This window comes from Leifsonia sp. ALI-44-B, assembly GCF_001984125.1.
In the GTDB taxonomy this organism is placed as follows: Bacteria; Actinomycetota; Actinomycetes; order Actinomycetales; family Microbacteriaceae; genus Okibacterium.
Genome location: NZ_MTQL01000007.1, coordinates 1,543,325 through 1,555,859, shown reverse-complemented (window position 1 = coordinate 1,555,859; position 12,535 = coordinate 1,543,325). Strand labels below are relative to the sequence as shown.

The window sequence follows — 12,535 nt, the reverse complement described above, 5'->3', positions numbered from 1 at the left end:
AGCCGTCGCGCGCAGACGGCCCGGGGAGATGCATCCGCATGGGACGCACTGGCAGCGCGAAGAAGCGCTTAAAAAGAAGGGGGCGGCACCCATTGGGGGGAATGGGTGCCGCCAGATGCGACGCGGGATTGGGGGGAATCCGGGCGCCGCATGCACGAATACGAAGATTCGGCCGTGTTCAAGTGTACGCGGAAACACCAGATGCGCAAACCCGCGTGTCCCCCTAAATGCCGACAAGCGTCTGGGAGCCTCCTGAGAACAAACTGGTCGGTTTTTTACGGGCGCGCGGAGACCCTCGCCCGCCGTCGGCAAGCCGTTCCTGGAATCGGAGTACAGTCGTCTGCAGTCAGGACACCGCCGTCCGAACAGCAACGCAAAGGAGCGCCGAGCCGCAATGAGCAACAGGATCGACAACCTCTTACACGAAGACCGCCGGTTCGCACCGAGCGACGATTTCGCCGCCAACGCGGTTGCGAACGCCGAACTCTATGCCGAAGCATCCGACGACCGCCTCGGGTTCTGGGCGCGCCAGGCGCGCGAGCTCGTGACGTGGGAGAAGCCGTTCACGCAGACGCTCGACTGGACCAACCCGCCCTTCGCGAAATGGTTCGACGACGGCACGCTCAACGTGGCCTACAACTGCCTCGACCGCCACGTCGAGCAGGGCAATGGCGACCGCGTGGCCCTGCACTTCGAAGGCGAGCCGGGCGACAGCCGCAGCCTGACCTACGCCGAGCTCACCGCCGAGGTGAAGCGGGCCGCCAACGTGCTGGCCGCCCTCGGCATCCGCGCAGGCGACCGTGTCGCCATCTACCTGCCCATGATTCCCGAGGCCGTCATCGCGATGCTCGCCGTCGCGCGCCTCGGGGCCGTGCACTCCGTCGTGTTCGGCGGCTTCAGCGCCGACAGCCTGCGCTCGCGCATCGACGACGCGGCCGCGAAACTCGTCATCACGGCCGACGGCGGCTGGCGCAAGGGCAAGGTCTCGCCGCTCAAACCCGCCGTCGACGCGGCACTCGAGGCGCGCGGCGACCTCGGGCCCCAGGACACCGTCACCAACGTTCTCGTCGTCAAGCGCGGCGAGAACACCGTGGATTGGAACCCCGAGCGCGACCGGTGGTGGCACGACGAGCTCGCCGCGGCATCCCCCGATCACATCGCCGAGGCCTTCTCCGCCGAGAACCCGCTGTTCATCCTCTACACCTCGGGAACGACGGGCAAACCGAAGGGAATTCTGCACACCTCGGGCGGATATCTGACCCAGGCGGCCTTCACCCACAAGAACGTTTTCGACCTGCACGCCGACAGCGACGTGTACTGGTGCACGGCCGACATCGGCTGGATCACGGGACACACCTACGTCACCTACGGCCCGCTCGCCAACGGCGCCACGCAGGTCATCTATGAGGGCACGCCCGACAGCCCGCATCCCGGTCGCTGGTGGGAGATCATCGAGAAGTACAAGGTCTCGATCTTCTACACGGCGCCCACGGCCATCCGCTCGTTCATGAAGCTCGGCCGCAAGATTCCGAAGCAGTTCGACCTATCGTCGCTGCGCCTGCTCGGCTCGGTGGGCGAACCCATCAACCCCGAGGCCTGGATGTGGTACCGCAAGGTCATCGGCGGCAAGGCGGCCCCCATCGTGGACACGTGGTGGCAGACCGAGACCGGCGCCATCATGATCTCGGCACTGCCGGGTATCACCGAGACGAAGCCCGGAAGCGCGCAGGTGCCCCTGCCCGGAATCGCGATCGACGTGGTCGACGACGACGGCAACCCCGTCGGCGAGGGCAACGGCGGCCTGCTGGTCGTGACCGAACCCTGGCCCAGCATGCTGCGCGGCATCTGGGGCGACCCCGAGCGCTTCAAAGAAACCTATTGGGAGAAGTTCGGAGACAAGTACTTCGCGGGTGACGGCGCGCGCCTCGACGAGGACGGCGACGTGTGGCTGCTCGGCCGCGTCGACGACGTCATGAACGTGTCGGGCCACCGCCTGTCGACGGCCGAGATCGAATCGGCCCTCGTGTCGCATCCGTTCACGGCCGAGGCGGCCGTCGTCGGGGCATCCGATGAGACCACCGGGCAGGCTGTCGTGGCATTCGTGATCATCAAGGAGAGCCAGCTCGAAGAGTCGAAGGCGGTCGAAGACATCCAGGCCGTTCTGCGCACGCATGTCGGCGAGCAGATCGGGCCCATCGCCCGGCCCCGCCAGATCTTCGTCGTGAACGAGTTGCCGAAGACGCGATCGGGCAAGATCATGCGGCGACTGCTGCGCGATGTCGCCGAGGGCCGCGAGATCGGCGACACCACCACGCTGGCCGACACGACCGTCATGCAGATCATCACCGAGAAGGTGGGCTGACCGACTCCGGCCGGGCGCCGTGTAAACGCGCCCGGCCGGAGGATCGACCAATGCCCGGACGGCATCCGTGTGCCGCCGACGAACCGAAGTTCCGGCGGCGCGAGGCGTCGGCGCCACCGCGCTCAGACGGCAAACGATTTAGCCGAGGGCGGCGACCCACTCGGTCTGGCCGTCGTCGAAGGACTGTTCCTTCCAGATCGGCACGCGCTCTTTGACGAGATCGACGAGGAGCGCTGCCGCCTCGAAGGCGGGCGCTCGGTGCGCCGAAGCGACCGCGGCGGCCAGGGCCACGTCGCCGATGGTCAAGTCGCCGACACGATGCAGAACGGCGAGCGAGACGTCGGGGAAGCGCGCGGCAACATCGCGTGCGACATCCGCGATGACCGCCGCCGCCGTGGGGTGAGCCGTGTAGGACAGCGTGAGCACGCCCCGGCCCTCGTCGTGGTTGCGGACGACGCCCGCGAACGTGACGACGGCCCCGAACCGGTCGTCGGCCACGAGCGTCTCGCACTCCGCGATGGAGATGGGGCGGTCGACGACGTCGGCGAGCGCCACGACGCCCGCCGCGCTCGGATCAGGCGTCATGCGTGCCGCCCGACAGCTGGTCGAGGGCGTGCTCGAGGATTTCGCCCAGCAGTTGCAGGCCGTCCTCGACTCCCCCCGCCGAGCCCGGCAGGTTGACGACGAGCGTGCGCCCGGCGACCCCCGCGACCCCGCGGCTGAGCAGCGCGCGCGAGGATACCTGGGCGCCGCGCCGGCGCAGCTCCTCGGCGAAACCGGGGATGGTGTGGTCGAGCAGGGCGGATGTCTGCTCGGGCGTCGCATCGGTCGGCGAGATGCCCGTGCCGCCCGTCGTGACGACGATGTCCACGTCGTCCGCGAGCGCCTGACGCAGCGCGTCGCCCACGGCCGGACCGTCCGCGACCACGAGCGGGTCGGGGGTGTCGAATGCGCGTTGCCGCAACCACGCCTCGATGAGCGGGCCCGTGCGGTCGATGAAGGTTCCCTCGGCCGCGCTCGTGGAGGCGACGATCACCCGCGCGCGCCCCGCAGCCGCCGCCGAGGGCACGCCGTCGACGACCTCGTCGGGGCCGCCCGAACCGGGCATGGACAGGTCTTCGAGGGACAGGGCGCCCGAGCTCGAGACGAACGAGGAGTCGCCGCTGTCCGCCGCGCCAGCGCCGGCACCCGGGCCCCCGCCGGTCGCGGCGTGCTCCCCCGCTGCTCCCGAGGCGTGACCCGAGGGCGTGTCGCCCAGATCATCCGATCGTTCGTCGATCATGAGCGGCTCCAATCGCCCGAGCGTCCGCCGGACTTCTGCCGCACGAGGATCTCGCCGATGACGGCCTCGCGGTCGATGGCCTTGATCATGTCGTAGAGGGTGAGCGCCGTGACGCTGGCGGCCGTGAGCGCCTCCATCTCGACGCCCGTGACCCCCGACGTCTTCACCGACGCGAGCACCAGCAGATCGGACCCCTGCGGCTCGATGTCGATCGTGACCGAGCTGATCGGCAGGGGGTGGCACAGCGGGATGAGCGTGGACGTCTGCTTGGCGGCCATGATGCCCGCGATGCGCGCCGTGCCGAGCGCCTCACCCTTCGGCAGCGTGCCCGACGTCACCTGCGCCACCACATCGGCCCGCGTGTGCAACACGGCTTGCGCGGTCGCGATGCGAGTCGTCACCGGCTTGTCGCTGACGTCGACCATGTGGGCCGAACCGTCTGGTCGCAGGTGGGTGAGGGGCTGATCAGTCATCGATCCTCCAGGCTTCGAGAGTGTCGCCGGCGGTGACGGATGCCACACCGGCGGGAATGTGCACCAGCAACGCCGAGGCGGCGTAGGCGTGCAGAAGATGGGATCCGGGGCCGCCGACGAGTTCGACGCGACCGTCCTCGCGCAGGCGACCGCGGCGGATCTGGTGTTTGTCGACGGGCGAGGTCGCATCCTCGGCGAGGGTGACGCGCAGACGCTGGCGGTCGGATGCTCGAGCCCCGGCGAGTTCGAGCAACACGGGCCGGAGGAACACCTCGAACGAGATGAGCGCGGAGACGGGGTTTCCGGGGAACGTGACGACCGGCATCCCTGTGTCGCGCAGGGCTCCCGAACCCTGTGGGCCGCCCGGCTGCATGCGCACGCCCACGAAGTCGACCCCGGCGCCCGCCAGGGTTTCGCGCACCACCTCGTAGGCGCCCGCGCTGACGCCGCCCGTGGTGACGAGCAGATCGGTCTCGGCGCCGAGGGCCGCCAGTTGACGGGAGAAGGCCTCGGGATCGTCGGAGACGGCGGCCACCGTGCGCACGTCGGCGTCGACCTCGGCGAGCGCGCGCGTCAGGGCTGCGCTGTTGGCGTCGAAGATCTGGCCGGGGCCGAGGGCGTCGCCGGGTTGGCGCAGCTCGTGGCCCGTCGAGAGGACGGTGACGCGCACGCGACGGCGCACGGGCACGGTGGCGACACCGGATGCGGCGAGGACACCCCATTGGGCGGCCCCGAGTCGTGTGCCGGCGGCGAGGAGGAGGCTGCCCGCCGCGATATCGCTGCCGCGTACCCGACGGTAGGTGCCGGGGGCGACGGGGCGGGTGAACCGGGCGACGGGCGGAACCGCGGACGATGCGGGCTGAGGCTGATCGGCGAAGAATGCGGGCGGATCGACCTGCTCGATGGGCACGACGGCGTCGGCCCCCTCGGGGATCGGCGCGCCCGTCATGATCGGCGCGGCCCACCCGCGCTCGAGCGGCCTGCCGGTCGACCCGGCGGGGATGTGCGGGGCCACCCGTAGCGCCACGGGGCGCTCGCCCGAAGCATCCGCCAGGTCGTCGCTCACCACGGCGTACCCGTCCATCTGCGAGTTGTCGAAGGGCGGCAGATCGATGGGGGCCCGCACGTCGGCGGCCAAGACCCGGCCGTCATAGTCGTGAGGATGCTGCGACATCCGCCCGGCCGACACCGCCAGCTCCTCGGCCCCCAGCCGTGCCGCCAGGGGCGCGAGCAGCGCGCGCACGACCTCGCCGTGCTCCTCGACCGAACGCAGCACACGAACGGATGTCGGAGCCATCCCGTCACTCATGACCGTCTCGTCTCATAGTCGCCAGGCGGAGGGCCCGCAAGGCTCACCCCGCTCCTCCCCCTATCTTGGCGCGCCAGACGGCCACCCGCATACTTGTTCTGGGCGGCACGCCGCCCTCCTCACCCGCGCCGATCGCGCACGCACACGTCTGGAGCACCGTGACCGACACGACATCCCCCACCCTGCACGCCGACATCGCCGTCATCGGCGGCTCGGGCCTCTACAAGCTCTTCGCCGAGGGCACCGCCGAAACCGTCGAGATCGACACCCCCTACGGCCGGCCCTCGAGCCCCGTCACGGTGGGAGAAATGGGCGGGCGCCGCGTCGCGTTCCTCACGCGGCACGGCTCGGACCACTCGGTTCCTCCGCACCTCATCAACTTCCGCGCCAACATCTGGGCGCTCGCCTCGCTCGGGGTCAAGACCATCCTGTCGTCGTCGGCCGTCGGCGGCGTCAGCCCCGAGGTTCCGCCCGGCACGCTCGTCGTCACCGACCAGTACATCGACCGCACGTCGTCGCGCCCCGACACGTTCTACGACCAGGGCGCCGTGCAGCACCTCATGCAGGCCGACCCGTTCTCGCCCGAGTTGCACGCGCTCGCGGTCGAGGCCGTGCGTCAGGATGGCGGACCCTTCCGCGCCTCGGGCACCTGTGTCGTCATCCAGGGACCGCGTTTCTCCACGCGCGCCGAATCGCTGTGGTTCCGCGCCGCCGGTGCGCACACCATCAACATGACGATGTATCCCGAAGTTCCGCTCGCCGGCGAGCTCAACATCGAGACCATCAATCTCTCCTTCGTGACCGACAGCGACGCGGGCCTGGCGCCCGAAGCCGGGGCCGAGAAGGATGAGGATGCGGTCAGCCACCAGCTCGTGCTGCAGCGCCTCGCCGACGCCCAGCCGCGCATCGTCGCAGCGCTCGAGGCGATCATCCGCTCCATCCCCGCAGACTTCGTGCCGCGCGACCAGGTGGCCCCCGACGCCGTGGCCGAGGTGCTCTCGCGTCCGGTTCGGCGCGCGGATGCCGGAGCCCACGCCGCCCCCACCGCCGCACTGTGAGCGACGCGATGACGCCGTCGCCGTCCCCGTCCCCGTCCTCGTCTTCGTCGTCCCCGTCGTCGCCCGGGCGGCTGCTCGTCACGGGCGGAGCGGGCTTCATCGGCAGCGCCATCGTGCGCGCGGCGCTCGACGCCGGGTGGCAGGTGCGCATCGCCGACAACCTGCGGGCCGACGTGCACGGCGGGCCGCCCACCATCGACCCGCGCGCCGAATTCATCCGCGCCGACGTCACCGACCCCCAGGCCATGCCCGCCATCCTCGACGGCGTCGACGCCGTGTGCCATCAGGCCGCGAAGGTCGGGCTCGGCGTCGACTTCCAGGACGCCCCCGACTATGTGGGCTCGAACGATCTGGGCACGGCCGTGCTGCTCGCCGCCCTCGACACGGCCGGCATCGACCGCCTCGTCGTCGCCTCGTCGATGGTCGTCTACGGCGAGGGGCGCTACCGCTCGGGCGAGCGTTTCGTGCGCCCCGGCCCGCGGCAGGTTTCCGACCTCGACGCCGGACGATTCGACCCCCTCGACGACGCGACGGGCGAACCGCTCGAATCCGTGCTGATCGAGGAGGACGCGCCGCTTGACCCGCGCAACGTCTATGCGATCACGAAGCTCACGCAGGAGTACCTGTCCACGTCGTGGGCGCGTAGCACCGGCGGGCGCGCGATCGCGCTGCGCTACCACAACGTCTATGGACCCGGCATGCCGCAGAACACGCCCTACGCGGGTGTGGCGTCGCTGTTCCGCTCGGCCCTGGCACGCGGTGAGGCGCCGCGCGTGTTCGAGGACGGTGGCCAGCGCCGCGACTTCGTGCACGTCGACGACATCGCCGGGGCGAACCTCGCGGCACTGGCAGCGACGGCGGATGCGGCATCCGGATCATTCCGCGCCTACAACGTCGGGTCAGGTCACGTGCACACGATCGGCGATATGGCCGAGGCGCTGAGCCGGCACGCGGGCGGCCCGGCCCCCGTCGTCACCGGCGAATACCGCCTGGGCGATGTGCGCCACATCACGGCGTCGTCGGAGCGGCTCGCGACCGAGCTGGGCTATCGGGCCCGCGTGGGGTTCGACGACGGCATGCGGGAGTTCGCAACCGCACCGCTGCGGGATGCCGTGCAGCGGTAGTTTCGACGGACACGCCGCCCGACGCGAAGGTTTTCGGGGCGACTTCTCGGCGGCCGCCACGCGCCGCGACGAGGCCGACCCACCCGAACAGGGGCCACTTCATCGTCGATCTGAAATAAGCCTCACGTTCGCCCTTTGTCGGCCGCCTGAGGCCCCCTCGGGCAGCCACGCCGGCGGGCTACTTTGGCAGAGCACCGCGGATGAGGGAACCGCCGCCCTGCGCACGTAACGACGGTTCCGGGCGGGGGCGCCATGGCCGATCTCACGATCACGTTTGCGGACATCGACGAGGGGAAGGCGCTCGTCGATCGGGCCGTCGCGGCCTACATCACGGGCGTGACGGTGCCGCTGCTCCTGGCGCGTATGCGCACGGCCTCGACCGAGACGATCGGGTCCACGACGGTGGCGCGGGCAATGCAGAGCGCGGGGCACGCCGTGCAGATGATGGGCGCAGGTCTCGTCGAATCGGTGGGCCGGATGTCGGAATCGGTGTCTGCGGCTCGTGCGGGTTTGCGAGATGCCGACGACGTTCTCGCCCAGGCGGCCACACCGTGAGGCGCGCGACGCGCGCGGCGACGGGTGACGAACTGTTCACCGAGGGCGGCCCGCTCGGCGGGCTTTCAGACCCCGGCAGGGGCGACTTCGCCACGATCCTGCAGAGCGGCGAAGGTTTCGCTGCACAGGCACAGACGTACCGGGCGATGGCCGAGAACATTCGCGGTGCCGGGGCACTGTTCGACGCGAACGTCTCGCGCGTGACGGTGGCGCTCTCGGGCACGGCCTCATTGCTGCACGAGCGACTCGGCACGGCCGCGGCCACATTCGACGGCTATCGGGCCACCTACATCGCTTATGCGGTGTCCGTCGAGGCGATCAGCAGCGAATGCTCGCGGCTTCGTGCACGGGCCGCGGCGGAGCTCGCAGACATCCGCTCGCATGCCCGCACGATCAGCCGCGCGCTCGGAAGCGAGGCACTGGGCGACTGGACGTTCCGGTGGGACGTGGTTCCGGATGCTCCTGCGGCGGTCTCCCCCGGCGAGTCTTCGGGCACATTAATCATCGGCACCGACGCGGCGGATGTAGCGACGGTCGAACGCGCCCGAATGGCGTGGCGCGAATGCCTGACCCAGCTGGCCACTATCAGACAGCTCTGGATGGCGCAGATCGACGCCCGCGCCCGCGCCGACGAGACTGCCGTCCAGGGGCTCGATGATCTCCCCATTTTCGACGCTGCGGGCGTGCCGAGGACGGGTCACCCGGGTTCGCGGCTCGACGCCGACACCTCCGACATCCTGCGGGCCTGGGCCACACTGGACGGCTCCGCGTTCGAAGACGCGTACGGCACCGACGCCGACGGGGCGCTCGCGGCTCTGGGCCGGATGCCGGTTGCGCAGGTCGCCGGCATCTGGGCCGGCCTGAGCCCGGCGTTTCGAAAGCGCTTGGCCGACCGCGACCCCGAGCGGGTGGGGACCCTGGCAGGGGCGTCTCCGCTCGACCGCGACTACGCGAACGTCAAGCGCCTGCAGCGGTTATATGACGCTGCCGCCACTCGTTACCGCGAGCTCGCGGGCCGCGACGGGCCGCGCAGTTATGACGGCGACCCGGGCATGGCCGACGCCGCTGCACGACTGAGTGCTTTTGGGTTGCTCCTGAAGCGCTACGGCACGGGTAGCGCCCGCCATGACGACCCGCCCGAATATCTCGTCACCCTCGACAATGCAATGCCGGGCAGACCACGTGTCGCGGTGTCGATCGGTGACCTTTCGAACGCTACAAACGTGAGCTATCTCGTCCCCGGCATGAACAGCAGTGTCGCTGAATTGCCGGACTACGCTCGCGCTGCGGCGCGGATCAGATCGAAGGACGAGGACTCGGCCGTCGTTCTGTGGCTGAATTTCGACAGCCCAGGCCCAGCCGAAGTGCCTCGGAACGATCGAGCGCGCGAGGGTGCCTCTCGTCTCGCAGCGGACATCGCCGAGACATCAATCGTGACTTCCACAAAGGGGGTCTCTCCCCGCACGTCCGTGATCGGCCACTCGTATGGCTCGACTCTGGTGGCCCTGGCTCTCGCCACACGTCCTCTCGCCGTGGATTCCGTCGTACTCGTGGGTTCGGCTGGCATACCGGATCACCTGGCAGCATCCGACCTCAATGTTCCAGCGGAGCAGGTCTTCGTCTCGCAAGCGCAGACGGATGTGTTGGCGAGATTCGGCCAGAAGGTAAGCGGGCGAGTCGACCCCGAAAACGAAGCCTGGGGCGCGCGCGTTTTCGGGGTGGACGGCGCAACCTTGACGGACGGAACGAGGCTCGAGCCCGTTGTCGGACACAACGCCGTGGGTGGGAGCGAAACCGACGATCGTCGGAAGTACTTCGGCGCCGATACGGAAAGCCTGCATAACATTCGTCGCATCCTTCGCGGTGAGACCGTCACGGACGGCAGACGCACCGACCTGCATTTGCATGGAGAGTACCTGCGATGAGGCGGCTGAGTGTCTTGGTCTCGCTCGTGGCGACGCTCCTGACGGGATGCACATCGACGAGTGACCTCATCGAACAGAAGAAAGGCGACCCCGAAATCATCACGACCCCCGCTGAAGCCCGAGCCGAAGTCCATAGTCTCCTCGAGAACGCTTCGAATGTCATCGGCGGAAACTGGCATATCGAGGAAAGCCCACTTCCGGAACAGTGCGACGTCATTTCACACAGCGACGGCGTTTATTGGTCAGGCGGCCGACGCCAGGAGGGGCTGACCGACATCGAAGGGCCTACGAACCGCATTCTCCACTATTGGCAATCGCAGGGCTTTGCTCTTGAAACCAATTCTTACGCGGCTGAACATCGCGCCATAACGGCCAGAGCGCCGGGCGGAGTCACTCTTTATTACGGGCTCGACCTCGGGGTCATATTGCTCGACGTCGACGGCCGGTGCGTACGAGGTGATTGGTACACCATTCGCGAGGACATAGCCTCGACGCTCCCCGATCCGTACGAGAAGCAGTATGGAACGCCCTCATCCGTCCCTCCGTCGGAGCCGCTCCCGCACCCCGCTGAGCCATCGTGACAAGGCGACACCGGACCGTGGTGTCGCCCTCGTTCCCCGTCAGGCCACGATCGCTGGTTTGGTGAGGAACGATCAGCCCACGTTCACCGTGATGGTGTGGAGGCCGGTGGCGCCGTCGGGCAGGACGCCCGCGAGGGCCTCCGTCTGCTGCTGGCCCGCGGCGTCGGTGGAGCGGACCTGCACCTGATGCTGGCCGCCAGAGGCATCCCATTCGTAGACCCACTGCACCCAGGTGTCGGGTCCGACGGTGTCGGCGAGGCGGGCCGGCTGCCACGGGCCGTCGTCGATGCGCACGTCGACCGCACGGATGCCCGTGTGCTGCGCCCACGCCACGCCCGCGACGGCCGTGCGCCCCGGGGCGATCTTGCCGAGCTGCCGCGGCGTGTCGATGCGCGACGACTGCTTGATGGGGCCGCGCTCGCCCCAGCCGCGATCCGTCCAATAGGCGGTTTCGGCCGCGAACGTCGTCACCGTCAGCTCGACCACCCACTTCGTCGCCGACACGTAGCCATACAACCCCGGCACGACCATGCGCACCGGGAAACCGTGCTCGAGCGGCAGCGGTTCGCCGTTCATGCCGACCGCCAGCAGCGCCTCGCGGTCCTCTTCCTGCAGCACCTCGAGCGGTGTGGATGCCGTGAAACCGTCCTCGCTGCGCGACAACACCATGTCCGCTCCCGCCTGTACCCCCGCCTGGGCAAGCAGTTCGCGAATGGGATAGCCCAGCCACACCGCGTTGCCGATGAGGGTTCCGCCGACCTCGTTCGAGACGCACGCAAGCGTCGTCGTGTGCTCCACCAGCGGTTTGGCCAGGAGCTCGTCGAAGGTGATCTCGATCTCACGGTCGACCATGCCCGTGACCTTCAGGCTCCAGGCATCCGGGTCGATGTTGGGCACCTGCAGGGCCGTATCGATGCGATAGAACTCCTCGTTCGGCGTGATGTAGGAGACCACGCCATCGATGTCGAGGTCGGCGCCGGCCGGGGCAGGGGCCTCGGCCGTGGCTGCGGCGGGCAGCGTGATCTTGGCGCGCAGATCGGAGACGTAGGTGACGGCCTGGTTGAAGGCGCGCGCGCCAGCCCCGGCGGCGGCCGCTGCGACGCCGGCGATGAGGGTCAGGCCGAGGAACTTGCGGCGGTCCAGCTGGGCGAGCCCGCCCGAACGCGCCACGGTTCCCCGCTCGCGCGCCGCCGATTCGCGCCAGTCGGCGAGCGCCCGCACGGCCTGCCGCAGCAGCACGGCACCCGCGATCATGCCGACGACGGTGGGGATGGCATCTACCCCGGTCGCCTCGGGCCGGGTCGTGACGGCGACGGCGGCGATGGCCGAGACCGCGATCAGGATGACGATGCCGAAGGGTGAGCGGCGGTATTGCGCGATACCGGCCGCGGCTGCGAGGAGCAGCACAACGACGGCGAGAACGCCGAGGAGGACGATCTTGTCGGCCGTGCCGAACGCCTGGATGACGGCATCCTTCAGCCAGCCGGGCACGAGATCGATGACCCAGGCGCCGACCGCGAACAGCGGGCTGCCGGCCAGGCCGAGGAACACCGCGATGACTTCAGCGACCGCGAGAACCACGATGGCCGAGACGATGCCCGCGAGCGCGGCCCACCAGGTGGCCGGGTCACGAAACAGCGGAAGACGTGGTCCAGCGTCGCCACCGGACGCGCCGCCTTCACGGGTCGCGGTACTCGAGCGCGCCTCACCCCCACGGGCCGCGCCCCGGGCGCCCGCGGCCAGCGAGTCCCACGTGGTCGCCGGGTCGGCCCGCTCGTCGTCTGTGCTCATCGCCTCAGAATAAGTCGCCCCGCTACGTTTCGACGCCCGTCGAGCGGTTGTCAAGGCCAACTCCCGGTGCACGGA

11 protein-coding genes are annotated in these 12,535 nt (G+C 69.4%); 6 read left to right on the top strand and 5 right to left on the bottom strand.

Annotated elements, in window-relative coordinates:
* Positions 1-394 precede the first annotated feature (394 nt).
* The gene (gene acs / locus ALI44B_RS14260; RefSeq protein WP_077055230.1) at positions 395-2,362 is read left to right on the top strand and encodes an acetate--CoA ligase; all 1,968 of its coding nucleotides are present in this window, start codon (positions 395-397) and stop codon (positions 2,360-2,362) included.
* A 138-nt stretch (positions 2,363-2,500) separates the two neighbouring features.
* On the opposite strand, the gene ALI44B_RS14255 is transcribed toward acs, so the two are convergent.
* From ALI44B_RS14255 to ALI44B_RS14240, 4 genes are read right to left on the bottom strand one after another with little or no spacing between them, the layout of a single operon-like run.
* Positions 2,501-2,947, bottom strand: coding sequence for a molybdenum cofactor biosynthesis protein MoaE (locus ALI44B_RS14255; RefSeq protein ID WP_077055229.1), 447 nt, complete (start codon positions 2,945-2,947; stop codon positions 2,501-2,503).
* On the bottom strand, positions 2,937-3,644 hold the full coding sequence (locus ALI44B_RS14250) for a MogA/MoaB family molybdenum cofactor biosynthesis protein (protein ID WP_238592219.1): 708 nt from the start codon (positions 3,642-3,644) through the stop codon (positions 2,937-2,939). The genes ALI44B_RS14255 and ALI44B_RS14250 overlap by 11 nt, the downstream gene beginning before the upstream one ends.
* Entirely contained in the window at positions 3,641-4,117 is a 477-nt protein-coding gene (gene moaC, locus ALI44B_RS14245) for a cyclic pyranopterin monophosphate synthase MoaC (protein ID WP_077055228.1), read from the bottom strand. Before moaC ends, ALI44B_RS14250 begins: the two co-directional genes overlap by 4 nt.
* Positions 4,110-5,426, bottom strand: a complete 1,317-nt coding sequence (locus ALI44B_RS14240; protein WP_238592218.1) for a molybdopterin molybdotransferase MoeA — start codon at positions 5,424-5,426, stop codon at positions 4,110-4,112. Before ALI44B_RS14240 ends, moaC begins: the two co-directional genes overlap by 8 nt.
* 158 nt (positions 5,427-5,584) lie before the next feature.
* On the opposite strand from ALI44B_RS14240, the gene ALI44B_RS14235 reads away from it, so the two are divergent.
* From ALI44B_RS14235 to ALI44B_RS14215, 5 genes are all read left to right on the top strand, one after another.
* The gene (locus tag ALI44B_RS14235; RefSeq protein ID WP_077055638.1) at positions 5,585-6,484 is read left to right on the top strand and encodes an MTAP family purine nucleoside phosphorylase; all 900 of its coding nucleotides are present in this window, start codon (positions 5,585-5,587) and stop codon (positions 6,482-6,484) included.
* Positions 6,485-6,492: 8 nt separating this feature from the next.
* The gene (locus tag ALI44B_RS14230) at positions 6,493-7,608 is read left to right on the top strand and encodes an NAD-dependent epimerase/dehydratase family protein (protein WP_077055637.1); all 1,116 of its coding nucleotides are present in this window, start codon (positions 6,493-6,495) and stop codon (positions 7,606-7,608) included.
* A gap of 252 nt (positions 7,609-7,860) precedes the next feature.
* Entirely contained in the window at positions 7,861-8,163 is a 303-nt protein-coding gene (locus ALI44B_RS16250) for a hypothetical protein (RefSeq protein ID WP_077055226.1), read from the top strand.
* On the top strand, positions 8,160-10,088 hold the full coding sequence (locus ALI44B_RS14220) for an alpha/beta fold hydrolase (RefSeq protein ID WP_077055225.1): 1,929 nt from the start codon (positions 8,160-8,162) through the stop codon (positions 10,086-10,088). The genes ALI44B_RS16250 and ALI44B_RS14220 overlap by 4 nt, the downstream gene beginning before the upstream one ends.
* Before the next feature lie 26 nt (positions 10,089-10,114).
* Positions 10,115-10,669 (top strand): hypothetical protein, encoded by a 555-nt coding sequence (locus ALI44B_RS14215; protein ID WP_179100277.1) that lies wholly within the window; start codon positions 10,115-10,117, stop codon positions 10,667-10,669.
* A 72-nt stretch (positions 10,670-10,741) separates the two neighbouring features.
* Here the strand turns inward: ALI44B_RS14215 and ALI44B_RS14210 are convergent, their stop codons facing one another.
* Positions 10,742-12,460 carry a molybdopterin-dependent oxidoreductase gene (locus ALI44B_RS14210; RefSeq protein ID WP_083710056.1) on the bottom strand — a complete coding sequence of 573 codons (1,719 nt, stop codon included), beginning with the start codon at positions 12,458-12,460 and terminating at the stop codon, positions 10,742-10,744.
* Between the last annotated feature and the right edge of the window lie 75 nt (positions 12,461-12,535).

Coding starts and splice junctions, on each gene's coding strand:
- moaC (WP_077055228.1), bottom strand. CDS start 4,117: ATGACTGATCAGCCCCTCACCCACCTGCGACCAGACGGTTCGGCCCAC.
- ALI44B_RS14255 (WP_077055229.1), bottom strand. CDS start 2,947: ATGACGCCTGATCCGAGCGCGGCGGGCGTCGTGGCGCTCGCCGACGTC.
- ALI44B_RS14240 (WP_238592218.1), bottom strand. CDS start 5,426: ATGAGTGACGGGATGGCTCCGACATCCGTTCGTGTGCTGCGTTCGGTC.
- ALI44B_RS14210 (WP_083710056.1), bottom strand. CDS start 12,460: ATGAGCACAGACGACGAGCGGGCCGACCCGGCGACCACGTGGGACTCG.
- ALI44B_RS14230 (WP_077055637.1), top strand. CDS start 6,493: ATGACGCCGTCGCCGTCCCCGTCCCCGTCCTCGTCTTCGTCGTCCCCG.
- acs (WP_077055230.1), top strand. CDS start 395: ATGAGCAACAGGATCGACAACCTCTTACACGAAGACCGCCGGTTCGCA.
- ALI44B_RS16250 (WP_077055226.1), top strand. CDS start 7,861: ATGGCCGATCTCACGATCACGTTTGCGGACATCGACGAGGGGAAGGCG.
- ALI44B_RS14250 (WP_238592219.1), bottom strand. CDS start 3,644: ATGATCGACGAACGATCGGATGATCTGGGCGACACGCCCTCGGGTCAC.